The following is a 22,448-nucleotide window of genomic DNA, read 5'->3' as shown; positions in this document are numbered from 1 at the left end:
GAGTTCGTCAACGAGATCAAGCCCTTCGCCCCCGCGGGCGGCGAGGCCGAAGAGGACGAGACCGGCCGCGAGACCATCGTCGTCGAGGTCGGCGGCAAGCGCTTGGAGGTCTCGCTCCCCTCGTCGCTGGGCATGTCCCTGGCCCGTACCGGCCTGGCCGCCGGTGCCAAGCCGAAGCGCCGCGCCGCGAAGAAGTCCGGCCCGACGGCCTCGGGCGACACCCTCGCCTCTCCGATGCAGGGCACCATCGTCAAGGTGGCCGTCGAGGAGGGCCAGGAGGTCAAGGAGGGCGACCTCGTCGTCGTCCTCGAGGCCATGAAGATGGAGCAGCCGCTCAACGCCCACAAGTCCGGCACCATCAAGGGCCTGGGCGCGGAGGTCGGCGCCTCGATCACCTCCGGCGCCGCGATCTGCGAGATCAAGGACTGAACCCGGCCCCGGAGCACCGGGGTACGGTACGAAGGGCCCGCAGGCGTCACCGCCGGCGGGCCCTTCGCCACACCGGACGCCACCGGACACCGCACGAGGGAGGACGCCGTATGCGCGCCGACGCGCGCCGCAATCACGAGCGACTGCTCGCCGAGGCCCGCGCCGCCTTCGCCGCGCACGGCACGGACGCCTCCCTGGAGGACATCGCGCGCCGGGCCGGGGTGGGCATCGGCACCCTCTACCGCCACTTCCCGAGCCGCGAGGCCCTGCTCGGCGCCGTCTTCCAGGAGGCCCTCACCGCCCTCCTCGACCGCTCGGCGGAACTCGCCGGGGCCCCCGACCCGTGCGCCGCGCTCGTCGCGTGGCTGCGGACCCTGATCGCCCACGCCGGCGAGTACCGGGGGCTGTCCGTCGCGCTCATGTCCGCCTCGCACGAGCGGAGTCCGGCGCTCGCCGAGTGCAGCGAGCCGCTGCGCGCGGCCGGCATGCGCCTCCTCGGCCGTGCCCAGGAGGCCGGCCGGGTCCGCGTGGACGTCTCCATCACCGACCTGATGAAGCTCACCAACGGCATCGCGCTGGCCGCCGAACGCTCGCCGGAGGATCCGGAGTTGGCGGACCGACTGCTGGACCTGACGGTACGGGGCCTGAAGGCGTAGGGAGGCTCCCGCGCGACGACGGCCGGACGTCCGCTCCGGTCCGGCACGGCGGCCTGACGCCTGGCTCCACGGCCGCGGCTCCACGGCCGCGGCGCCGCGCAGTGGGGGGTGCGGGCCGGTGGAGTTGCCGGAGGAGTCGGAGAAACCGGGGGAGCCGGGGGAGCCGGGGGAGCCGGTGGAGCCGGAAGAGCCGGTGGAGCCGGTGGAGCCGGAAGAGCCGGTGGAGCCGGAAGAGCCGGTGGAGCCGGAAGAGCTGAAGGAGCTGGAGGAGCTGGAGGAGCCTGAGCGCCGGCGGTGCGGACCGGGCCGTTCGGAGGCCCGTTCGCGCTCATCGGCGGCTGCATGTCCGCGACACGGACCGGCCGTTCGGAGGCCCGTTCGCGTTCAGCGGCGGCGCATGTCCGCGACGCGGACCGGGCGTTCCGGGGCGAGGACCTCGCTCGTAAGGGGGTTGCCCGGGCCGCCGCGGAACTGTCCGCCCGGCATCCGGCCGCGCTGCCCCGGCAGGGGGAGCTCACGGCGCGGGCGGCCGCCCGGGGGGTGCTGCTCGCCTCCGTGCCCGCCGGAACCCGTGCCGGCCACCGCGATCTGCACGCCCTGGTCGGCCAGGGCCTGGAGCTCGGTGGCGGCGCGCTCGTCGTGGGCGGGCGGCTCGTCCGTCACCAGGCGGGTGATCACGTCCGTCGGCACCGTCTGGAACATGGTGTCGGTGCCGAGCTTGGTGTGGTCGGCGAGGACCACGACCTCCGCCGCCGCCTGCACGAGCGCCCGGTCCACGCTCGCGGAGAGCATGTTGGACGTGGACAGGCCGCGCTCGGCGGTCAGTCCGCTGCCGGAGAGGAAGGCCCGGGAGACCCGCAGCCCCTGGAGCGACTGCTCGGCCCCGCTGCCGACGAGGGCGTAGTTGGAGCCGCGCAGGGTGCCGCCGGTCATGACGACCTCGACGCGATTGGCGTGGGCCAGGGCCTGGGCGACCAGCAGCGAGTTGGTGACGACCGTGAGCCCGGGCACCCGGGCGAGTCGGCGGGCCAGCTCCTGCGTGGTCGTGCCCGCGCCGACGACGATGGCCTCGCCCTCTTCGACGAGGCCGGCGGCGACGTCGGCGATGGCCGTCTTCTCGGCGGTCGCGAGATGGGATTTCTGCGGGAAGCCGGACTCTCGCGTGAATCCGCCCGGCAGTACCGCACCGCCGTGCCGGCGGTCGAGGAGTCCTTCTGCCTCCAGCGCCCGCACGTCTCGCCGTACGGTCACTTCTGAGGTCTGGACGACGCGGGCGAGCTCGCGGAGCGACACGGCTCCATTGGCGCGCACCATTTCGAGGATCAACTGGCGACGTTCTGCAGCGAACACGAAACTGACAGTAACGTGACTGGCCGATACTTTTCAGCAGTATGCGCCGAATTGCAGAAGATGCGCACAGGCGGGGCCCCCAAGTGATATAGGGGCCCCGCCGTTGATCGTTCTATGCCCCGGCTTGCCGGGGGTTGTCCGACTCGGTGAACCGTTCCCGCAGGCCGGGGCGGCGACCGGTCGGTGACAGCCGCGGTGCTCAGGCCTCGGCGGCGGTCTTTCGGGTGTGCAACTGCCGTGCCACTTCCGCGATCGAGCCCGACAGGGAGGGGTACACGGTGAAAGCGTTTGCGATCTGTTCGACCGTCAGATTGTTGTCGACCGCGATCGAGATCGGATGGATCAGCTCGCTCGCACGCGGGGCGACGACACAGCCGCCGACGACGATGCCGGTGCCGGGGCGGCAGAAGATCTTGACGAAGCCGTCCCGGATGCCCTGCATCTTGGCGCGCGGGTTACGGAGCAGCGGCAGCTTGACGACGCGGGCGTCGATCTTGCCGGCGTCGACGTCGGCCTGCGTGTAGCCGACGGTGGCGATCTCGGGGTCGGTGAAGACGTTCGAGGACACGGTCTTCAGGTTGAGCGGCGCCACGGCGTCGCCCAGGAAGTGGTACATCGCGATCCGGCCCTGCATGGCGGCCACCGAGGCGAGCGCGAAGACGCCGGTGACGTCACCGGCGGCGTAGACGCCGGGGGCGGAGGTACGGGAGACCTTGTCGGTCCAGATGTGTCCGGAGTCCTTCAGCCGGACGCCGGCCTCCTCCAGGCCCATCCCGGCCGTGTTCGGGATGGCGCCGACGGCCATGAGGCAGTGGGTGCCGGAGATGACCCGGCCGTCGGAGAGGGTGACCTCGACGCGGTCGCCGACCCGCTTGGCGGACTCGGCGCGGGAGCGGGCCATGACGTTCATGCCGCGCCGCCGGAAGACGTCCTCCAGGACGGCGGCGGCGTCCGGGTCCTCGCCGGGCAGCACGCGGTCGCGGCTGGACACGAGGGTGACCCGGGATCCGAGCGCCTGGTAGGCACCGGCGAACTCGGCGCCGGTGACGCCGGAACCGACCACGATGAGCTCCTCGGGGAGCTCCTTGAGGTCGTAGACCTGGGTCCAGTTGAGGATCCGCTCGCCGTCCGGCTTGGCGTCCGGCAGCTCGCGCGGGTGACCGCCGGTGGCGATCAGCACGGCGTCCGCGGTGAGCGTCTCCTCGCTGCCGTCGGCGGCGGTGACGATCACCTGACGGGAGCCGTCCATCGCCTGCCGGCCGTCGAGCCGGCCGCGGCCGCGCAGGACGCGGGCGCCGGCCCGGGTGACGGAGGCGGTGATGTCGTGCGACTGGGCGAGCGCGAGCCGCTTCACACGGCGGTTGACCTTGCCCAGGTCCACGCCGACGACGCGGGCCGCCTGCTCGATGTGCGGGGTGTCGTCCGCGACGATGATGCCCAGCTCCTCGTAGGAGGAGTCGAAGGTGGTCATCACCTCGGCGGTGGCGATCAGGGTCTTGGAGGGGACGCAGTCGGTCAGGACGGAGGCGCCGCCGAGGCCGTCGCAGTCGACGACGGTCACCTCCGCGCCGAGTTGGGCGCCCACCAGGGCCGCCTCGTATCCGCCGGGTCCGCCGCCGATGATCACGATCCGGGTCACTGGGATCTACGCCTCGCGCTCTCGTTCTGCCGGGGAGGTCCCCCCGCTGGGCTGCAGTGCGTACGCCATTGTCCCGCACGCTTCAAGTGCGTGCTCCATTCTCCCGCACGCGGGGGCGTGGCACGCGGCGGGGGCGGAATGGCGTGTGCGGGTGTCGCACCGCGGACCGCGAAGCCCACCGGCCGAGGGCCTGCCCGCCGCGTATCGGCGGTGGCGGGAGGGCCTGCCCGCCGCGCCTCGGCGGTGGCGGCAGGGCCTGCCCGCTTGCCACCGGGCGGGGGCTGGAGGGGGCTGCCCTCCACGCACCGGCGGGGCCGGGAGGGGCTGCCCTCCCGCACCGGGGGGCCGGAATGGGGGCTGCCCGCTTCGCCACCGGCAGGGCCGGAAGGGGGCTCCCCTCCTCCCACCGGCGGAGCCTGAAGGAGGCTCCCCCTCGCACCGGCCGGGCCGGACGGGCCTGCCCTCCGCGTACCGGCGGGGCCGGGAGAGGGCGGCCCCTGCCCCCACACTCCGGCGGGCCCGGGCGCGGGGAAGCCCACCTGGCCCCGACGGCCCCCCGAGGCCCCTCGGGGGGCCGCGGAGGGCCGTCCGGACCCGCGCGGATCGGGCCGGTCGGCTTCCCGCCCCAGGACTTCGCCACCCACCCCGCGCCCTCCCGTACCCTCGACCCCATGTCGCTCTACGCCGCGTACGCCGGCAACCTCGACGCGCGGCTCATGTCCCGCCGCGCACCGCACTCCCCGTTGCGCGGCACCGGCTGGCTCAACGGCTGGCGGCTGACCTTCGGCGGGGAGCAGATGGGCTGGGAGGGAGCGCTGGCCACCATCGTGGAGGCGCCGCGGTCCCAGGTGTTCGTCGCGCTGTACGACATCGCGCCGATGGACGAGGACTCGATGGACCGCTGGGAGGGCGTCGGTCTCGACATCTACCGCCGCATGCGGGTCCGGGTGCACACGCTGGACGGCGAGGAGCCGGCCTGGGTGTACGTGCTCAACGCGTACGAGGGCGGCCTGCCCTCCGCCCGCTACCTGGGCGAGGTCGCCGACGCGGCCGAGTCGGCGGGCGCGCCGCACGACTACGTGATGGAGCTGCGCAAGCGCCCCTGCTGAGGGCCGTGCGGGCGGCGGCCGGGATCTCTTCGTCGGAAACGACAAGACAACGATCGCAGCTCCGTCCGCAACGTCATCTACGCGCGTAGGGATTCTCGGGCTACGCTTCTGGGCGTATCAAATCCGTCCGGGGCTCCCCTCGGACCCCCCTCCCCGAGGCGAGAGAGTCAGTGAACGCTACTGCCACCCCGTACGAGGCCGCCGAGGCCGCCGCCGCACGCCTTCGCGAGCTGACCGGCGTCGAGAACCACGACGTCGCCCTGGTCATGGGCTCCGGCTGGGCGCCGGCCGTCGACGCGCTCGGCGCGCCCGAGGCCGAGTTCCCGGTCACCGAACTGCCCGGCTTCCCGCCGCCGGCCGTCGAGGGCCACGGCGGCAAGATCCGCTCGTACAAGATCGGCGAGAAGCGCGCCCTGGTCTTCCTCGGCCGCACCCACTACTACGAGGGCCGTGGCGTCGCCGCCGTCGCGCACGGTGTCCGCACCGCCGTCGCCGCGGGCTGCAAGACGATCGTCCTGACCAACGGCTGTGGCGGCCTGCGCGAGGGCATGCGCCCCGGCCAGCCGGTCCTGATCAGCGACCACATCAACCTGACGGCCGCGTCGCCGATCGTCGGCGCGAACTTCGTCGACCTCACCGACCTGTACTCGCCGCGGCTGCGCGCGCTGTGCAAGGAGGTCGACGAGACGCTGGAGGAGGGCGTGTACGTCCAGTTCCCCGGCCCGCACTACGAGACCCCGGCCGAGATCAACATGGTCCGCGTCATGGGCGGCGACCTGGTCGGCATGTCCACCGTCCTGGAGGCCATCGCGGCGCGTGAGGCCGGCGCGGAGGTCCTGGGCATCTCCCTGGTGACCAACCTCGCGGCGGGCCTCTCCGGCGAGCCCCTGAACCACGAGGAGGTCCTCCAGGCGGGCCGCGACTCGGCGGCGCGCATGGGTGAGCTCCTGACCCGGGTCCTCGACCGCATCTGACCCACCCCCGCGACCCGTCTCTCTCCCCCCCACCCCGCCCTCCCGGAAACCGGCGCCAAGCCCCGGCCCCCGAAGACCGGCGCCTCCACACAAGCGCCGTGCCCATCCCGCACCCTGCGGGGCCGGGCACGGCCCGTGCAGCCGCAGAGTCGCCAGTCCACGCGGGGCGGGGCGGGGCAAGCCCACGGGGCCGGCGGGGGCGGGAGCCCGAGGCCGGAACTCCCCGGGCCGGGACGGACCTTAGGGGCCCGGTTCGGGGAAAGCCGGGGCACAGGCCCGGGCGAAAGCCAGGGCCCCAGCTCGTGGACGAAGTCCAGCCGGCGGGGAACCAGGGGCGAAGAGCCCCCGCCCCCGGGCCGGGGTGGAGGCCACCCCGCCTCGGGGTCCGGCCTCCACCGGGGCACCGGCCAGGCTCCCGACCCGAACTCCGGTCCGGCACGGGGGAGGCGGGGCGCGACCCCGGACCTGTCCGGGCCCGTTCCCCGGCCCTGGGGTTGGGACGAACGCCCTGCCCCACCCCGTACGGGTCCGTCCCCAGCCCCTCGGGCCGGGGACGAGCCCCCGCCCACACCACCCCCGGACCCCGCAGGGGTCCGTCCGACTCCTCCGGGGGAGCGGGACGTACGTCCCACCCGCGCCGGACCCCGCAGGGTCCGTCCGTGGCCCCAGGGACCGGGACGCACGCCCCGGTCCGCACCGCCCCGTTCCCGGGGGTCCGGGGGTGGAGCCCCCGGTTACGGGAAGGGGCGGGGTGGGGAAGACAAGAGACCTCGCTCGAAACGCCCGCACGCTTCCGCTCCGACCGCACACACTCCGAAAGGCACACCACCGTGACGCAGGACGACCTCCTCGCCCGGGCCCAGGCGTGGCTCGCCGAGGATCCCGATCCGGAGACCCGTGAGGAGCTCGGCGCGCTCCTCGACCGCGGCGCCGACGACGAGCTCGCCGCCCGTTTCGCCGGCACGCTGCAGTTCGGCACCGCCGGGCTCCGCGGCGAGCTGGGGGCCGGCCCCATGCGCATGAACCGCGCCGTGGTCATCCGGGCCGCCGCCGGCCTCGCCGCGTACCTCAGGGCCAAGGGCAGCACCGACGGCCTCGTCGTCATCGGCTACGACGCCCGTTACAAGTCCGCCGACTTCGCCCGTGACACCGCCGCCGTGATGGTCGGTGCCGGCCTGCGCGCCGCGCTGCTGCCCCGCCCGCTGCCCACGCCCGTACTGGCGTACGCGATAAGGCATCTGGGTGCCGTCGCCGGTGTCGAGGTGACCGCGAGTCACAACCCGCCCCGCGACAACGGCTACAAGGTCTACCTGGGCGACGGCTCGCAGATCGTCCCGCCCGCCGACGCCGAGATCGCCGCCGAGATCGCCGCCGTGCGCGCGCTCGCCGACGTGCCCCGCCCGGAGAGCGGCTGGGAGGTGCTCGGCGACGAGGTCCTGGAGGCCTACCTGGCCCGTACCGACGCCGTCCTCTCCCCCGGCTCCCCCCGCACCGTGCGGACCGTCTACACGGCTATGCACGGCGTCGGCAAGGAGGTCCTCACGGCCGCCTTCGCCCGGCACGGCTTCCCCGCCCCGGCGCTCGTCGCCGAACAGGCGGACCCCGACCCGGCGTTCCCGACCGTCGCGTTCCCCAACCCGGAGGAGCCCGGCGCCATGGACCTCGCCTTCGAGGCGGCCCGCGCCGTGGACCCCGACATCGTGATCGCCAACGACCCGGACGCCGACCGCTGCGCCGTCGCCGTCCCGGACGCCTCCGTGGACGGCGGCTGGCGCATGCTCCGCGGTGACGAGGTGGGCGCGCTGCTCGCCGAGCACCTGGTGCACAAGGGCGCCCGGGGCGTGTTCGCCGAGTCGATCGTGTCGTCCTCGCTGCTCGGCCGCATCGCCGAGGCGGCCGGAGTCGGCTACGAGGAGACCCTCACCGGCTTCAAGTGGATCGCCCGTGTCGAGGGCCTGCGCTACGGCTACGAGGAGGCGCTGGGCTACTGCGTCGACCCCGAGGGCGTCCGCGACAAGGACGGCATCACGGCGGCGCTGCTCGTCGCCGAGCTGGCCTCGGAGCTGAAGGAGCGCGACCGCACGCTGACCGACCTGCTGGACGACCTGGCGGTCGCGCACGGCCTGCACGCCACCGACCAGCTGTCGGTGCGCGTCGACGACCTGAGCATCATCGCCAACGCGATGGCCGCGCTGCGCGACCGGCCGCCGGTCAAGCTCGCCGGTCTCACCGTCGTCTCGGCGGAGGACCTGACGAAGGGCACCGAGTCGCTGCCGCCGACCGACGGTCTGCGCTACCACCTGGAGGGCGACTACAAGGCCCGGGTGATCGTCCGCCCGAGCGGCACCGAGCCCAAGCTCAAGTGCTACCTGGAGGTCGTGGTCCCGGTCGCCGACGCGAGCGAGCTGGCGACGGCCCGCGCGACGGGCACCCAGGTCCTCAACGCGATCAAGAAGGACCTCGCCGAGGCCGCCGGCCTCTGATCCCGCGCGGGATCACCGACGCGCCGGCACCCGGGCACACCGGCACACCGACGCACGGAAGGCCGGCACACCGACGCACGGACGCACCGACGCACGGAGGGCCGTACGGAAACGATTCCGTACGGCCCTCCGGCCGTCCCGTCCGAGTGAATTCGATACGGCAGACGTCCTAACGCCGCCCCCGCCTCCGCGTGCACCGGGCCAGGGTGACCCGGTGTCCCCCGTGCCCCCGGTGCTGACGCCGCGTCCCTCCGTGCCCGCCGCGCGCAGGTCGGCTCCCCGCCCGCAACCCCGGCTGCTCCGGCGGGCCGCCCCCGCCCTCGCCGGCTATCTGGCCGTCCGGCTCCTCGGACTTCTCGTCCTGGGCCGCTGGGCGCACCTCAAGGGCTACGGGGTGTGGCCCACGATCGCCACGTCGTGGGACTCGGGCTGGTACCTGGGGATCGCCGACCACGGCTACGACCACGAGCTCGGCACCCGCACCAACCACAACAACCTGGCCTTCTTCCCGCTCTACCCGGCCCTGATCAAGGCCTTCGCCGCCGTCACGCCCGGCTCCCGCGCCTCCGTCGCGCTGGCCCTCGCCGGGGTCTGCTCCCTGCTCGCCGCCCTGGGGATCTTCGCCGTGGGCGAGCGGCTGCACGGGCACCGTGCGGGCACGGCCCTCGCGGTCCTCTGGGGCGCGTCGCCGGCCGCCGTGGTGCAGTGGATGGGCTACACCGAGTCGCTGTTCACGGCGCTCGCGGCGGGCGCGCTGTACGCCGTCCTGAGCGGCCGCTGGGACTGGGCCGCGGGCCTCGCCGTGGCGGCCGGGCTCACCCGCCCCACGGGGATCGCGGTGGCGGCGGCCGTGTCGGTGACGGCGGCCCTGGCCGCCCGGCGCGGCGACCGGCACGCCCTCGCGGCCGCCCTCACGGCCCCGCTGGGCTGGCTGGGCTTCGTGGGCTGGGTGGGGCTACGGCTCGGCCGCTGGGACGGCTACTTCGCGGTCCAGCGGACCTGGCGCAACGAGTGGGACGGCGGCGCCGGCACCCTTCGCGTCCTGCGCGAGCTGCTGGTCTACTCCCGCCACCCGCAACTCTTCCTGGTGGCGGTCTCCGCCGTCCTGGTCCTCTCCGCGGCCCTCTACGTGCTCTGCGTGGCGGACCGCCAGCCGCTGCCGCTGCTCGTCTTCACCGGGGTGCTGCTGCTGGTCGTGCTGGGCAGCGACGGCGTCTACTTCCCGCGCGCCCGCTTCCTCGTCCCCGGCTTCCCGCTCCTGCTCCCGGTGGCCCTGGCGGTGTCCCGCGCCCGCGTCGCGGCCGCGGCCGTGGTGCTGGGCGGCGCGGCCCTGTCCTCGGCGTGGCTGGGCGGCTACATGCTGCTGGTGTGGCCCGGCCCGCCGTGAGACGGCGCGCCGGGCTGCCATGGGGCGGTGCCCCGGGCTCGCCGGGCCGTTGCGGTCGCCGCCGCCCGTGCCGTCGGGGTCTGCTCAGCCGGTCGCGGAGAGGATGACGAGCAGCACGAGCCCCGCGACGGCCGGGGCGATGATCTCGTACGCCCAGCGGATCCGCTGTTCGCCCTGGGCCTCCGGGCTGTCGGCGAACCGTTCGGCGAGCTCGCGGATGTCGGCCACCGTCTGGTCGGCGGGGGCGGTACGGGCCTTGCTGTCCCGGACGTCGGCGGTCGAGGAGGTGCGCCCGTGCGGGTCGTCCTGCGAGGCGGTGGCGGCGCGCCGGGCGGCGCGCTTGCGCTGGCGCAGGGAGACGGGGACGGCCCACAGCTGGTACCTGCCGCCGGCGTGCGTGAAGGCCTCGCTGGAGTAGCTCGCCCGGACGTCGGCGACCGTGCCCCAGGGCAGCCAGATGGTGCGGAAGGGGTTGCGGATGCGCAGCCGCCGGTTGTTGGCGTAGACGGCGGGCCGGATGGTGAAGGCCACGATCAGCGGGATCACGAAGATCATCGTGGCGAGCGCCAGCCATGGCGTGCGGCCCTCGCCGCGGATGATCGAGTCGCCTCCGAACACCACGGCGAGAACGATCAGGAAGACCCCGCCCGCGATGCCGAGGGGCGACCGGAAGACACGGTCCTGCTCGGCGGGCTCGGAGGGCTGTGCGGCGGGCGGCTCGGGGGTCGTCATGCGCCCGATTCTGCCTCAGCCGCGCGAGGAGGACGTAGGGGGCTCGACGGGGACCGCGGCCCCCGGCCCACCGGCCCGCTCCACCGAGCCGCCGCACCGACGCGCCCCCAACGACGCGCCCCACCGACGCGCCCCCGCGGCTCGGCCCCGCCCGCACATCCGGCCCCGCCCCCGCGCCCCGGCTCACGCCGTCGAGGGCGTCACCAGGTCCGCGTACACCACGATGTTGTCCGGGCGGTGCCCGTCGACCAGTTCGCCGCCGCACGTGATCAGGCGGAGTTCGGGGCGGGTGGTGTCGCCGTAGACCTCGTCCGTCGGGAAGGCCTTCTTGTCGACCTGCTCCAGCTCGCGCACGCGGAACACCGCGTCCGTGCCGTCGGCGCGGGTGACGGTGATCCGGTCGCCGACGTGGAGGCGGCCGATGTCGCGCAGGACGGCGGGGCCGTCGGCGGTGTCGTAGTGACCGATGAGGATCGCGGGGCCCGTCTCGCCGGGCGTGACGCCCTTGTCGTACCAGCCGATGCGGTCCGCCTGGGCGACGGACGGCACCTGGACGCTGCCGTCCTGTTCGAGGCCGAGCCTCAGGATCGGCCCGGTGTCGACGCCGGCGGCGGGGACCCGCACGCGTACGGGTTCGGAGCGCGCCAGCGGCTTGGTCGCGAGCTGTTCGGCCGGGGCGGGCGCGGCGGTCGTCGTGACGCGCGGGGCGGGAACGGCCGACCGCGCGGGCGAGGCGGCGGGGCCGGCGGTCCCGGCGCAGCCGGAGAGCGCGAGGGCGGCGGTGGCGCCGGCCAGGGCGAGGAGGAAGGGGCGGGGGCGGGTCATGGTCGTGCTCCGGAAAAGAGGTGCGGCGGGCCGCCTGAGGAGGAGGGCGGCCCGCCGAGGGGTGTGCGGCGCTGTGAGGGGTGTGCCGCGAGGGAGTGCTGCCGGCGGTCAGCCGCGGGTGGTGGCGCGGCGACGCAGGACGGTGAGGCCGACGCCGGCGCCGACGAGCGCGGCGGCACCCGCGGAGGAGGCGAGCAGCGCGGTGTCGTTGCCCTGCTCGACGGTGCCGAGCTCCGCGCCGGCGGCGACCCCGCCCTTGGGGACGACGGTGGTCTGGCCGCCCTGGGTGCCGGTCTGCGGGGCGCTGGTGGCGGGGGCGGGCGTGGCGGTGGCCTTGCCGCAGTCCTTCGGGAGCTTCGGGAAGTCGTTCCAGCGGTACGGCGCGGTGTCGCCGCCGTTGGTGTGCTGCCCGAAGCGCGGGGTGCGGGTGTCGGCGCCCACGATCTTCGAGCCCTGACCGGTCGGGCCGGGGTGGGCGCGGTCGACCGTGTCCAGGACCTTGCCGTGCTCGTCCTTGAGGACGGCCTTGGGGCCCTTCTTCAGGTCGTTGGTGAGGGTGACGGTCCAGCCGTTGCCGTAGGACGAGGCGATGACCTCGGTGACGGTGCACGGGCCGGTGGCGGTGGGGCCGCTGATGATCTCGGCCGGCGGCGGGGTGGGCGCGGGCTTCGAGGGCTTGGCCGGGGAGGGGGTCGGCTTGGGGCTGCCGGTGGCCTTGCCGAGGTACTCGGGCTTGCCCTGCTTGGCGGCGCCGGGGACGTAGTCGGCGAGGCCGCCGTCGAACTCCAGGACCACCACGGCCTTGCCGTAGGTCCACACCGAGCGCACCGGGTGGTAGGCGTAGGTGAAGCCGCCGCCCTTGCCGTTCTTGTCGATCAGCTGGAGGCCGAAACGGCCGTCCTTCGGGTTCTTGCCGAGCTCCACGACGGTGCCGTCGGCCAGCCGGTACAGGCCGAGGGGGGCGGGCGTGGTGAAGTTGCCCTGCCACGCGAGCGTGCGGCCGTCCTCGAAGAGGACGAAGAAGTTGCCGTTGTCGTTGCCGGCCGCGGGACGGCCGGCCGCCTCGATGGTGCCGATCGACTGGCCGCCCTTGAAGCTCTCGGCGCGGTACCAGGTCGGGCCGAGCTTGTAGATCTTGGCGACGGTGCCGTTGGGGAGGGTCTCGGTCCGAACGAGGGTGCCGCTGTTCTCCGCGGTGGCGGCCGGGCCGTCCGCCGCGAAGGCGGTTCCGGCGACGACCGGGGTGATCGCGAGGCCCGTGAGGAGGGCGGCGGCGACGGCGGTGCGAAGGGCGGTGCGCATAACGACTCCTGAGACAGTCAGGTGGTGGATGAGAGAGCCGCATGCCGCTGACATCTCGTTCGGTGGAGGCCGGTGAGTTCTGGCTGGCTGCAGAAGAAACGTTATTGATCTTGCGTACGGGACTTGTCCGCTCCATGTCACGGGCGTGTGACAGGACTCACCCGCCCCCTCGCTCCCCCGCACTCACCTGCGCTTTCGCACGCACGGACGAGCGTCCCCCTGTACACGCCGCTACGCGCGTAGATATGCTCGACTGGTGACCATGCCCACCACTGCAACCGCAGCAACTGCTTTCGCCGACGTGACCGCGTCCGACAGCACGCTGCGCCGCTTCCTCCACGGGCTGCCCGGCGTCGACGCCGTCGGCCTGGAGGCGCGCGCCGCGTCCCTCGGTACGCGATCGATCAAGACCACGGCCAAGGCCTACGCCATCGACCTGGCCATCTCCATGATCGACCTGACGACGCTCGAAGGCGCGGACACCCCGGGCAAGGTCCGGGCGCTCGCCGCCAAGGCCGTCAATCCCGATCCCACCGACCGCACGACCCCGACGACCGCCGCCGTCTGCGTCTACCCCGACATGGTGGCCACCGCCAAGGCCGCCCTGAAGGGCTCCGGCGTCAAGGTCGCCTCGGTCTCCACCGCCTTCCCTGCCGGGCGCGCCGCCCTGCCGGTGAAGATCGCCGACACGGCCGACGCCATCGCCGCCGGCGCCGACGAGATCGACATGGTCATCGACCGTGGCGCCTTCCTCGCCGGCCGCTACCTGGAGGTGTTCGAGCAGATCGCCGCCATCAAGGCCGAGTGCGGCGACCGCGCCCGCCTGAAGGTGATCTTCGAGACGGGCGAGCTGTCCACGTACGACAACATCCGCCGCGCCTCCTGGCTCGGCATGATGGCCGGCGCGGACTTCATCAAGACCTCGACCGGCAAGGTCGCGGTCAACGCCACCCCCGCCAACACGCTCCTGATGCTGGAGGCCGTGCGCGACTTCCGCGCCCAGACCGGCGTGCAGATCGGCGTGAAGCCGGCCGGCGGCATCCGCAACACGAAGGAAGCCATCAAGTTCCTGGTCCTGGTCAACGAGACCGTCGGCGAGGACTGGCTGGACAACCACTGGTTCCGCTTCGGTGCCTCCAGCCTGCTCAACGACCTGCTGATGCAGCGTCAGAAGCTGGCGACCGGCCACTACTCCGGCCCCGATTACGTGACGGTGGACTGATCAACATGGCATCTGCATTCGAGTACGCACCGGCGCCCGAGTCCCGGTCCGTCGTCGACATCGCGCCCTCCTACGGCCTGTTCATCGACGGCGAGTTCGTCGAAGCGGCCGACGGCAAGGTCTTCAAGACGGTCTCCCCGTCCACCGAGGAGGTCCTCTCCGAGGTCGCCCAGGCGGGCGCCGAGGACGTGGACCGCGCGGTGAAGGCGGCCCGGAAGGCCTTCGAGAAGTGGTCGGCGCTGCCCGGCTCCGAGCGCGCCAAGTACCTGTTCCGGATCGCCCGGATCATCCAGGAGCGCAGCCGCGAGCTGGCCGTCCTGGAGACCCTGGACAACGGCAAGCCGATCAAGGAGACCCGCGACGCGGACCTCCCGCTGGTCGCCGCCCACTTCTTCTACTACGCGGGCTGGGCCGACAAGCTCGACCACGCGGGCTACGGCGCGAACCCGCGCCCGCTGGGCGTGGCCGGCCAGGTCATCCCCTGGAACTTCCCGCTCCTGATGCTGGCGTGGAAGATCGCCCCGGCGCTGGCGACCGGCAACACGGTCGTCCTGAAGCCGGCCGAGACCACCCCGCTCTCCGCCCTGTTCTTCGCGGACATCTGCCGCCAGGCGGGCCTGCCCCGGGGCGTCGTCAACATCCTCCCCGGCTACGGCGACACGGGCGCGGCCCTCGTCGGGCACCCGGACGTCGACAAGGTGGCCTTCACCGGTTCGACCGCGGTCGGCCGCGCCATCGCCAGGACCGTGGCCGGCACGGACAAGAAGCTCACCCTGGAGCTGGGCGGCAAGGGCGCCAACATCGTCTTCGACGACGCGCCGATCGACCAGGCCGTCGAGGGCATCGTCAACGGCATCTTCTTCAACCAGGGCCAGGTCTGCTGCGCGGGCTCCCGCCTTCTGGTGCAGGAGTCGGTCCACGACGAGCTGCTCGACTCGCTCAAGCGCCGCCTGAGCACCCTGCGCCTGGGCGACCCGCTCGACAAGAACACCGACATCGGCGCCATCAACTCCGAGGAGCAGCTGGCCCGGATCACCACGCTCGTCGAGCAGGGCGAGGCCGAGGGCGCCGAGCGCTGGTCGGCCGCCTGCGAGATCCCGACGGCCGGCTACTGGTTCGCCCCGACGCTCTTCACGAACGTCACCCAGGCGCACACCGTCGCCCGCGACGAGATCTTCGGCCCGGTCCTGTCGGTGCTGACCTTCCGTACGCCGGACGAGGCCGTCGCCAAGGCCAACAACAGCCAGTACGGCCTGTCGGCGGGCATCTGGACGGAGAAGGGCTCCCGCATCCTCGCGGTGGCCAACAAGCTCCGCGCCGGCGTCGTGTGGGCCAACACGTTCAACAAGTTCGACCCGACCTCGCCGTTCGGCGGCTACAAGGAGTCGGGCTTCGGCCGCGAGGGCGGCCGTCACGGTCTGGAGGCCTACCTCGATGTCTGAGTCGTCGGCGCGGCTGAGCGTCTTCAAGACCTACAAGCTGTACGTGGGCGGGAAGTTCCCGCGTTCCGAGAGCGGCCGGGTGTACGAGGTGACGGACTCCAACGGCAAGTGGCTGGCCAACGCCCCGCTGTCCTCCCGCAAGGACGCGCGTGACGCGGTCGTCGCGGCGCGCAAGGCCTTCGGCGGCTGGGCCGGCGCGACGGCGTACAACCGCGGCCAGATCCTCTACCGCGTCGCCGAGATGCTGGAGGGCCGCCGGGGTCAGTTCGTCCACGAGGTCGCCGAGGCCGAGGGCCTGTCGAAGTCGAAGGCGGCGGCGGTCGTGGACGCGGCGATCGACCGCTGGGTCTGGTACGCCGGCTGGACCGACAAGATCGCCCAGGTCGTCGGCGGGGCCAACCCGGTCGCCGGTCCGTACTTCAACCTGTCGACCCCGGAGCCGACCGGCGTCGTCACGGTCGTGGCCCCGCAGGAGTCGTCCTTCCTGGGTCTGGTCTCGGTGATCGCCCCGGTCATCGCGACGGGCAACACCGCCGTCGTCATCGCGAGCGAGAAGTCCCCGCTCCCGGCCCTCTCGCTCGGCGAGGTGCTCGCCACCTCCGACCTGCCCGGCGGCGTGGTCAACATCCTGTCCGGCAAGGCCGCCGAGATGGGCCCGCACCTGGCGGCCCACCTCGACGTCAACGCGATCGACCTGACGGGCGCGGACGCCGACCTGGCCCGTGAACTGGAGATCGCCGCGGCGGACAACCTGAAGCGCGTCCTGCGCCCCCGCACCGAGGACTTCACCGAGCCCCCGGGCACGGACCGCATGACCGCGTTCCTGGAGACGAAGACCGTCTGGCACCCCACGGGTTCGCTGGGCGCGAGCGGCTCCTCGTACTAGTCGCACACGTGCCGGAGGCCCCGACCGCGTCGGTCGGGGCCTCCGCCGCGCGTCCCTAGGGCAGCAGCCCCTGCGTGAGCGGACCGGCCACCGGCAGGTCAGCGAGCGCGCCGCCCCTGGTGACGAGGTCGGTCGCCATGTTCGTGCCCACCGGCTTGAAGTCGGCGACCTGCGTGCCGAGTCCGTTGTCGAGCGGGTCCACGCCCGTGTTGGCCAGCGGGTCGATCTGGAGCTGCGTCAGCGGCGCCACACCGTGACCGACGCCCTCCAGGGCGGCCGCGCCGTCCACCTGGGTCAGCGAGTCGGCCGGCAGCGGCACGCCGACCCCCTCGACGGCCTGGGCCGCGGCGCCCGCGCCGAGCAGGGCGGCACCGGCCGCCGTGACGGTGAGTCCGGCCTTCAGCAGAGCGCTGCGACCGGGGGTCCGGGACTGTGCGTGACGCGCCATGGAGATCCTTCCAACGGCTTCGTGGGGTGACAGAGCGGCCACAGACGGTAGCGGAGGTGTGATGCTCGATACCAACGGGTCACCTCGGTGGTCCCCTTTTCGGGGTAATGGTTCACACTGGTGTCCCGTGAGTTCCCAACCGATCCCGACCCGGGTCGTCCTGCTCGCGGGCCCCTCCGGCTCCGGCAAGTCGTCCCTCGCCGCCCGCACCGGACTGCCGGTCCTGCGCCTCGACGACTTCTACAAGGAGGGCGACGACCCCTCCCTGCCCACCGTCATGGGCAGTTCGGACATCGACTGGGACTCCCCGCTCTCCTGGGACGCGGACGCCGCCGTGGCGGCCATCACCGAGCTGTGCCGTACGGGACGGACCCATGTGCCCGTCTACGACCTCGCCACCAGCGCCCGGGTGGACCGCGAGACCCTCGACATCGAGCGGACCCCGCTGTTCGTGGCGGAGGGGATCTTCGCCGCGGACATCGTGGAGCGCTGCCGCGAGCTCGGCGTCCTCGCCGACGCGCTGTGCCTGCGCGGCCGCCCTTCGACGACCTTCCGCCGCCGGCTGCTGCGCGACCTCAAGGAGGGCCGCAAGTCGGTTCCGTTCCTGCTGCGCCGCGGCTGGCGCCTGATGCGCGCCGAACGCTCCATCGTCGCCCGCCAGACCGCGCTCGGCGCGCACCCCTGTGCCAAGGACGAGGCCCTGGGTCGCCTGGCCGCCGCGGCGGCCGGCCGCCGCCGCACCCCGGCGACCCGCTGACGCCACCGCTCAGCGACCGGCGGCGCCGACCGCCGACCGCCGAACCCGAACGCGCCGAGGGCCGGACAGGATCCCCCGATCCTGCCCGGCCCTCGCCGTTTTCCCCCGTACCCGTACCCCCGTACGGTCCCCCCGTCGATTCCCCCGTAGGGTCCGCGATTCCCCCGTGGACCCCGCGTTTCCCCCCTCGCCTTCAGGCCACCAGCTCGCCGAAGGACTCCTCCTCGTCACGGCCGAAGCTCAGCACCTCGTCCTCGCGCAGTCGCCGCAGCGAGCGCCAGATGCTCGACTTCACCGTGCCGACACTGATGTCCAGGATCTCCGCGATCTCCGGGTCGGTCCGGCCCTCGTAGTAGCGCAGGACCAGCATCGTGCGCTGGAGCTCGGGCAGACGGGCCAGCGCCTGCCAGAGGACCGCGCGCAGTTCGGTGCCGCGCATCGCGTCCGTCTCGCCCACCGTCTCCGGGAGCTCCTCGGTCGGGTACTCGTTGAGCTTGCGCCGCCGCCAGGCGCTGATGTGCAGGTTCGTCATCGTGCGGCGCAGGTAGCCGCCGACCGCGGCCTTGTCGCTGATCCGGTCCCAGGCGCGGTACGTGGAGAACAGCGCGCTCTGGAGCAGGTCCTCGGCCTCGAAGCGGTCACCGGTCAGGTGGTAGGCGGTGGCGTACAGGGAGGCCCGGCGCTCCTGGACGTAGGCCGTGAACTCGGCCTCCGAGCAGGAACGCTCCCCCGTGACCTCCCCGTACGCCGCTGCCCCGTCAGCGACGGCGACCATGTACGGCGCCTTGTGCTGACGCCCGACGCCGCGAACGCACCCCCGCCCGCTCACGGCCCCGGACTTCTCGGTGCTCCGCGTGACGTCGTGGAGGCGCGTGACAACTGCGCTTGAGGTGGTGCTGTGCAGTGCGTTCATCTCGCGCCCCCCGTCGGTTGGAGTCCGTACGTCCTTGATGTCGAAAAGCCTGCCCGGCCGACTTCATGGCGGTGTCCGCCGACTGTCACAGCCGTGTCACAGGCCCAGGGCCGGGCGGGGGCGGGAGGGAGGAGCGACGGGACGGTCGAACTCGGACGGCCCATGCGACAGAATGAGGCCGTGCCTTTCCTGTTGCTGATCGAGGACGACGACGCCATCCGCACGGCCCTCGAACTCTCACTGTCCCGTCAGGGCCACCGTGTGGCCACCGCGGCGACGGGAGAGGACGGTCTGAAGCTGCTGAAGGAACAGCGGCCCGACCTGGTCGTGCTGGACGTGATGCTGCCCGGCATCGACGGTTTCGAGGTGTGCCGCCGCATCCGGCGTACGGACCAGTTGCCGATCATCCTGCTCACGGCCCGCAGCGACGACATCGACGTGGTCGTGGGCCTGGAGTCGGGTGCCGACGACTACGTGGTCAAGCCGGTGCAGGGCCGGGTGCTCGACGCCCGGATCCGCGCCGTGCTGCGCCGCGGCGAGCGCGAGTCCACCGATTCGGCCACCTTCGGCTCGCTGGTGATCGACCGCTCGGCGATGACCGTGACGAAGAACGGCGAGGACCTCCAGCTCACCCCGACCGAGCTGCGGCTGCTGCTCGAGCTGAGCCGGCGGCCCGGACAGGCCCTGTCGCGCCAGCAGTTGCTGCGGCTCGTGTGGGAGCACGACTACCTGGGCGACTCCCGCCTCGTCGACGCCTGTGTGCAGCGGCTGCGCGCCAAGGTGGAGGACGTGCCGTCCTCGCCGACCCTGATCCGTACCGTACGAGGTGTGGGCTACCGGCTGGACGTCCCTGCGTGAGCAAAGGGATCATCTCGGTGCTCCGGTTCACCAGCCTGCGGCTCCGGCTCGTCGTCGTCTTCGCCCTGGTCGCGCTCACCGCGGCCGTGTCGGCCTCCGGCATCGCGTACTGGCTGAACCGCGAGGCCGTGCTCAAGCGCACCCAGGACAGCGCGCTGAACGACTTCCGCCAGGAGATGCAGAACCGGGCGGCCTCCCTGCCCCTGCGGCCCACCGAGGACGAGCTGCGGCGCACCGCTGAGCAGATGGCGAGCGGCAGCGCCGGCTACAGCGTGCTGCTGATCGGCGAGCGCGACGCGGGCAAGCCGATCGTCGGCGCCTCGAATCCTGACAGGTTCACGCTCGCCGACGTGCCGCGTTCGCTGCAGACGGCCGTGGAGACGAAGCGCCCGGTGTCGGAGGCCAACGCCTACCCGTACCACCTGTTCTGGCAGCGGACCCAGCGCGGTTCGACGCCGTACCTGGTCGGCGGGACGAAGATCGACGGCGGCGGCCCGACCGGCTACATGTTCAAGTCGCTCGCGGCGGAGAAGGCCGACCTCAACTCGCTGGCCTGGTCCCTCGGCATCGCCACCGGCCTCGCCGTGATCGGCTCCGTGCTGCTCGCCCAGGTCGCGGCGACCACCGTGCTGCGCCCGGTGCACCGGCTCGGCGAGGCGGCCCGGCAGCTCGGCGAGGGCAAGCTGGACACCCGCCTGCGGGTCTCCGGCAACGACGAACTTGCCGACCTCTCCCGGACGTTCAACAGCGCGGCCGAGTCGCTCCAGAAGAAGGTCGCGGACATGAGCGCGCGGGAGGAGGCGAGCGCCCGCTTCGTCGCCGACATGTCGCACGAGCTGCGCACGCCGCTGACCGCGCTGACCGCCGTGACGGAGGTCCTGGAGGACGAGCAGGACGCGCTCGACCCGATGATCGCCCCGGCCGTGGCCCTGGTGGTCAGCGAGACGCGCCGGCTCAACGACCTGGTGGAGAACCTGATGGAGGTGACCCGCTTCGACGCGGGCACCGCCCGGCTGGTCCTCGACGACGTCGACATCGCCGACCAGATCACCGCGTGCATCGACGCGCGGGCCTGGCTCGACGCGGTGGACCTGGACGCCGAACGCGGCATCGTGTGCCGGCTCGACCCCCGCCGCCTCGACGTCGTCCTCGCCAATCTGATCGGCAACGCGCTGAAGCACGGCGGCTCGCCGGTGCGGGTCTCGGTGCGGACCGAGCGGACCGAGGACGATGAGACCGGCGAGACCTCGGAGGAGCTGGTGATCGCCGTGCGCGACCACGGCCCCGGCATCCCCGTGGAGGTCCTGCCGCACGTCTTCGACCGCTTCTACAAGGCGAGCGCCTCCCGGCCGCGGTCGGACGGCAGCGGTCTCGGCCTGTCGATCGCCATGGAGAACGCGCTGATCCACGGCGGTTCGATCACGGCCGCCAACTCGACGGACGAGAACGGCGAGGTGGACGGCGCGGTGTTCGTGCTGCGACTGCCCCGGGACGCCTCGGGGATCGCGCGGGAGCTGCAGACCCGCAGCAGCCAGGGCGAGGTGGAGGAGAGTTGAGACGTCGGCGTACAAGTGCGCTGCTCGCCCTGGGCGCGACCCTGGCCGCCGGACTGGTCACCGGCTGCGGCATCAGGACGACCTCGGTACCGGTGGACGCCGGCGCGGCGCCCTCACGCGTGCCGTGCAGCGTCACCGGCGGCGCGGACCTGTCCGCGGCCCAGGGAGTGCCGCTGCGGGTGTACCTGCTGTGCGGGGCCCAGCTGGAGGCGGTGGAACGCAGGTCGCCGCTGCCGGAGGAGAAGGTCTCGGGCGATCCGCTGCGCACGGCCTCGGCGCTGCTCGCCCAGTTGTGGAGCGAGCCCTCGGCCGAGGAGCGCGAGGCCGGGTTCACCACCGCGGTGAAGGGCCCGCTCGTGGTGACGGCCGGCCACAAGGGAGACCCGGCGGGCACGCTGCGGCTGAGCCGCCAGCCGGAGGACCTGCCGCCGACGGCGCTCGCGCAGATCGTCTGCACGTTCGCGGAGAGCGCGGCGGGCGCGTCCGGCACGGGCGGCCCGGCCGGCGACTCGGTCGTCCTCGGCGGCCCCGGCACGTACCAGCCGCGCCGCTACAGCTGCCCCCGGGAGCTGAAGGAGCGCCCGGAGTCGGCGGTTCCGTCGACGCCGGCCACGGCCTCCTGACCGGTCGCGGACCTGCTCGGGGGCCTCGGCCGAAACCCTTCGGGCGAGCGGCGGAACCGATTCCGCCGGAGCTCGCGTCTTGGGGGGCGTGCAGCGTCAAGGTTCGGGCGGTTCGAGCAGTTCCGGCGGCAGTGTCGCCGTGGTCGTACGCGTGGCGGGGTTCGTCCTTCTCCTCGCCCATCTGCTGCTCGTCGCCTGGGTGACGCTCCGGCCGCGCGACGTGGCCTGGATGACCGCGCCCAACCTGACCCCGCTGGCGGGGCTCCGGGGCGACCTGGCGCTCGGCCCGGCCGAGGCCGCCCGGCGGATCGCCGGCGGACTGCTGCTCCTGGCCCCGCTCGGGGTGCTGCTCCCGATGGCCGACGGCCGGCTGACCGTCTCGCCGTGGGCGTCCCTGACCCGTACGACGGCGGCCGGGGCACTGGTGTCGCTGGCGGTCGAGCTGCTGCAGACGGCCGTTCCGGGGCAGGTCGTGGACGTGGACTCGGTGCTCCTGAACACCCTGGGCGTGGCGCTGGCGCACGTCCTGGTCGTCCCGGCCGCCCGGGCGCGCCTGCGCCGCGGTCCGCGGGGGACGGCCTCCCGGAAGCCCGCCCCAGGCGCGTCGCCGGGGGCCGGTCCGGGCGCGTCCCAGGGGTCCCGTCGGGGTTCGGCCCGGGGTTCCGCCGCCGCTCCCGGACGCGGCTCCGCCGAGGGGTCCTCCTCCGGCAGGAGGAGGAAGGAGCGGTCTTCTCAGGGGGCGACCCCGACGATTCCCAGGGTCGGGATCGCCCCGTAGACCAACGTTTTGTCCGGCGCGCCGGGCCAGGATGGAGACAGATCGGGAGCCGGACGGACGGCCCCCGCGAGACTCCGAA

21 protein-coding genes are annotated in these 22,448 nt (G+C 73.3%); 14 read left to right on the top strand and 7 right to left on the bottom strand.

All coding sequences use genetic code 11. The features are described 5' to 3' along the window. Together ACIGXE_RS27640 and ACIGXE_RS27635 are read left to right on the top strand one after the other, a co-directional pair. A partial coding sequence (locus ACIGXE_RS27640) for a biotin/lipoyl-containing protein (RefSeq protein ID WP_399751571.1) occupies positions 1-429 on the top strand: 429 nt, incomplete at its 5' end. A gap of 110 nt (positions 430-539) precedes the next feature. Next, positions 540-1,085 carry a TetR/AcrR family transcriptional regulator gene (locus ACIGXE_RS27635; protein ID WP_399751570.1) on the top strand — a complete coding sequence of 182 codons (546 nt, stop codon included), beginning with the start codon at positions 540-542 and terminating at the stop codon, positions 1,083-1,085. A gap of 384 nt (positions 1,086-1,469) precedes the next feature. Here the strand turns inward: ACIGXE_RS27635 and ACIGXE_RS27630 are convergent, their stop codons facing one another. Together ACIGXE_RS27630 and ACIGXE_RS27625 are read right to left on the bottom strand one after the other, a co-directional pair. Next, positions 1,470-2,399 (bottom strand): DeoR/GlpR family DNA-binding transcription regulator, encoded by a 930-nt coding sequence (locus ACIGXE_RS27630; RefSeq protein ID WP_399751584.1) that lies wholly within the window; start codon positions 2,397-2,399, stop codon positions 1,470-1,472. 235 nt (positions 2,400-2,634) lie between these two features. Continuing rightward, positions 2,635-4,074, bottom strand: a complete 1,440-nt coding sequence (locus ACIGXE_RS27625; protein WP_399751569.1) for an NAD(P)H-quinone dehydrogenase — start codon at positions 4,072-4,074, stop codon at positions 2,635-2,637. Positions 4,075-4,745: 671 nt separating this feature from the next. Here ACIGXE_RS27625 and ACIGXE_RS27620 point away from each other — a divergent pair. The 4 genes from ACIGXE_RS27620 to ACIGXE_RS27605 all read left to right on the top strand — a co-directional run bounded on the left by ACIGXE_RS27620 (position 4,746) and on the right by ACIGXE_RS27605 (position 10,027). Next, positions 4,746-5,183, top strand: a complete 438-nt coding sequence (locus tag ACIGXE_RS27620; protein ID WP_399751568.1) for a gamma-glutamylcyclotransferase — start codon at positions 4,746-4,748, stop codon at positions 5,181-5,183. A gap of 170 nt (positions 5,184-5,353) precedes the next feature. Further along, positions 5,354-6,157, top strand: coding sequence for a purine-nucleoside phosphorylase (locus tag ACIGXE_RS27615; protein WP_399751567.1), 804 nt, complete (start codon positions 5,354-5,356; stop codon positions 6,155-6,157). Between the two features lie 830 nt (positions 6,158-6,987). Beyond that, positions 6,988-8,640: a phospho-sugar mutase gene (locus tag ACIGXE_RS27610; protein WP_399751566.1), complete on the top strand. Its 1,653-nt coding sequence runs from the start codon at positions 6,988-6,990 to the stop codon at positions 8,638-8,640. Between the two features lie 223 nt (positions 8,641-8,863). Then, positions 8,864-10,027, top strand: coding sequence for a mannosyltransferase family protein (locus ACIGXE_RS27605; RefSeq protein WP_399751583.1), 1,164 nt, complete (start codon positions 8,864-8,866; stop codon positions 10,025-10,027). A gap of 84 nt (positions 10,028-10,111) precedes the next feature. Here the strand turns inward: ACIGXE_RS27605 and ACIGXE_RS27600 are convergent, their stop codons facing one another. The 3 genes from ACIGXE_RS27600 to ACIGXE_RS27590 all read right to left on the bottom strand — a co-directional run bounded on the left by ACIGXE_RS27600 (position 10,112) and on the right by ACIGXE_RS27590 (position 12,886). Beyond that, the gene (locus ACIGXE_RS27600; protein ID WP_399751565.1) at positions 10,112-10,759 is read right to left on the bottom strand and encodes a PH domain-containing protein; all 648 of its coding nucleotides are present in this window, start codon (positions 10,757-10,759) and stop codon (positions 10,112-10,114) included. 183 nt (positions 10,760-10,942) lie between these two features. Further along, positions 10,943-11,584: a class F sortase gene (locus ACIGXE_RS27595; RefSeq protein ID WP_399751564.1), complete on the bottom strand. Its 642-nt coding sequence runs from the start codon at positions 11,582-11,584 to the stop codon at positions 10,943-10,945. Between the two features lie 108 nt (positions 11,585-11,692). Beyond that, positions 11,693-12,886, bottom strand: a complete 1,194-nt coding sequence (locus tag ACIGXE_RS27590; protein ID WP_399751563.1) for a hypothetical protein — start codon at positions 12,884-12,886, stop codon at positions 11,693-11,695. A gap of 262 nt (positions 12,887-13,148) precedes the next feature. Between ACIGXE_RS27590 and deoC the strand changes: the two genes are divergently transcribed. Genes deoC through ACIGXE_RS27575 form a run of 3 tightly spaced genes read left to right on the top strand, consistent with a single transcriptional unit; the run spans position 13,149 to position 16,436 of the window. Further along, entirely contained in the window at positions 13,149-14,108 is a 960-nt protein-coding gene (gene deoC, locus ACIGXE_RS27585; protein ID WP_399751562.1) for a deoxyribose-phosphate aldolase, read from the top strand. Between the two features lie 5 nt (positions 14,109-14,113). Beyond that, the gene (locus ACIGXE_RS27580; protein ID WP_399751561.1) at positions 14,114-15,550 is read left to right on the top strand and encodes an aldehyde dehydrogenase family protein; all 1,437 of its coding nucleotides are present in this window, start codon (positions 14,114-14,116) and stop codon (positions 15,548-15,550) included. Beyond that, positions 15,543-16,436, top strand: coding sequence for an aldehyde dehydrogenase family protein (locus ACIGXE_RS27575; protein ID WP_399751560.1), 894 nt, complete (start codon positions 15,543-15,545; stop codon positions 16,434-16,436). The genes ACIGXE_RS27580 and ACIGXE_RS27575 overlap by 8 nt, the downstream gene beginning before the upstream one ends. Before the next feature lie 55 nt (positions 16,437-16,491). On the opposite strand, the gene ACIGXE_RS27570 is transcribed toward ACIGXE_RS27575, so the two are convergent. Further along, on the bottom strand, positions 16,492-16,884 hold the full coding sequence (locus tag ACIGXE_RS27570) for a hypothetical protein (RefSeq protein ID WP_399751559.1): 393 nt from the start codon (positions 16,882-16,884) through the stop codon (positions 16,492-16,494). A 61-nt stretch (positions 16,885-16,945) separates the two neighbouring features. Between ACIGXE_RS27570 and ACIGXE_RS27565 the strand changes: the two genes are divergently transcribed. After that, positions 16,946-17,641, top strand: coding sequence for a uridine kinase (locus ACIGXE_RS27565; RefSeq protein ID WP_399751558.1), 696 nt, complete (start codon positions 16,946-16,948; stop codon positions 17,639-17,641). A 193-nt stretch (positions 17,642-17,834) separates the two neighbouring features. Here ACIGXE_RS27565 and ACIGXE_RS27560 read toward each other — a convergent pair whose 3' ends face one another. Beyond that, positions 17,835-18,554: a SigE family RNA polymerase sigma factor gene (locus tag ACIGXE_RS27560; RefSeq protein ID WP_399751557.1), complete on the bottom strand. Its 720-nt coding sequence runs from the start codon at positions 18,552-18,554 to the stop codon at positions 17,835-17,837. A gap of 180 nt (positions 18,555-18,734) precedes the next feature. Between ACIGXE_RS27560 and afsQ1 the strand changes: the two genes are divergently transcribed. From afsQ1 to ACIGXE_RS27540, 4 genes are all read left to right on the top strand, one after another. Then, on the top strand, positions 18,735-19,412 hold the full coding sequence (afsQ1, locus tag ACIGXE_RS27555) for a two-component system response regulator AfsQ1 (protein ID WP_181019089.1): 678 nt from the start codon (positions 18,735-18,737) through the stop codon (positions 19,410-19,412). After that, positions 19,409-20,968 carry an ATP-binding protein gene (locus tag ACIGXE_RS27550; protein WP_399751556.1) on the top strand — a complete coding sequence of 520 codons (1,560 nt, stop codon included), beginning with the start codon at positions 19,409-19,411 and terminating at the stop codon, positions 20,966-20,968. Before afsQ1 ends, ACIGXE_RS27550 begins: the two co-directional genes overlap by 4 nt. Beyond that, a complete protein-coding gene (locus ACIGXE_RS27545; protein WP_399751555.1) occupies positions 20,965-21,591 on the top strand; it encodes a hypothetical protein in 627 nt (208 codons plus the stop codon). Before ACIGXE_RS27550 ends, ACIGXE_RS27545 begins: the two co-directional genes overlap by 4 nt. A gap of 139 nt (positions 21,592-21,730) precedes the next feature. Beyond that, the gene (locus tag ACIGXE_RS27540) at positions 21,731-22,369 is read left to right on the top strand and encodes a VanZ family protein (RefSeq protein WP_399751554.1); all 639 of its coding nucleotides are present in this window, start codon (positions 21,731-21,733) and stop codon (positions 22,367-22,369) included. The last annotated feature ends 79 nt before the right edge of the window (positions 22,370-22,448 follow it).

Origin of the sequence: Streptomyces sp. NPDC053431, from assembly GCF_044544925.1 — a bacterium.
In the GTDB taxonomy this organism is placed as follows: Bacteria; Actinomycetota; Actinomycetes; order Streptomycetales; family Streptomycetaceae; genus Streptomyces.
Note: the sequence above shows the minus strand (reverse complement) of the source record. Positions and strands in the feature narration are given on the sequence as shown.

What these genes read in the sequence shown, in the direction of transcription:
- ACIGXE_RS27635 (WP_399751570.1), top strand. Translation starts at nt 540, where the DNA reads ATGCGCGCCGACGCGCGCCGCAATCACGAGCGACTGCTCGCCGAGGCC.
- ACIGXE_RS27630 (WP_399751584.1), bottom strand. Translation starts at nt 2,399, where the DNA reads ATGGTGCGCGCCAATGGAGCCGTGTCGCTCCGCGAGCTCGCCCGCGTC.
- ACIGXE_RS27620 (WP_399751568.1), top strand. Translation starts at nt 4,746, where the DNA reads ATGTCGCTCTACGCCGCGTACGCCGGCAACCTCGACGCGCGGCTCATG.
- ACIGXE_RS27600 (WP_399751565.1), bottom strand. Translation starts at nt 10,759, where the DNA reads ATGACGACCCCCGAGCCGCCCGCCGCACAGCCCTCCGAGCCCGCCGAG.
- ACIGXE_RS27595 (WP_399751564.1), bottom strand. Translation starts at nt 11,584, where the DNA reads ATGACCCGCCCCCGCCCCTTCCTCCTCGCCCTGGCCGGCGCCACCGCC.
- ACIGXE_RS27590 (WP_399751563.1), bottom strand. Translation starts at nt 12,886, where the DNA reads ATGCGCACCGCCCTTCGCACCGCCGTCGCCGCCGCCCTCCTCACGGGC.
- deoC (WP_399751562.1), top strand. Translation starts at nt 13,149, where the DNA reads ATGCCCACCACTGCAACCGCAGCAACTGCTTTCGCCGACGTGACCGCG.
- ACIGXE_RS27580 (WP_399751561.1), top strand. Translation starts at nt 14,114, where the DNA reads ATGGCATCTGCATTCGAGTACGCACCGGCGCCCGAGTCCCGGTCCGTC.
- ACIGXE_RS27575 (WP_399751560.1), top strand. Translation starts at nt 15,543, where the DNA reads ATGTCTGAGTCGTCGGCGCGGCTGAGCGTCTTCAAGACCTACAAGCTG.
- ACIGXE_RS27570 (WP_399751559.1), bottom strand. Translation starts at nt 16,884, where the DNA reads ATGGCGCGTCACGCACAGTCCCGGACCCCCGGTCGCAGCGCTCTGCTG.
- ACIGXE_RS27565 (WP_399751558.1), top strand. Translation starts at nt 16,946, where the DNA reads ATGCTCGATACCAACGGGTCACCTCGGTGGTCCCCTTTTCGGGGTAAT.
- ACIGXE_RS27560 (WP_399751557.1), bottom strand. Translation starts at nt 18,554, where the DNA reads ATGAACGCACTGCACAGCACCACCTCAAGCGCAGTTGTCACGCGCCTC.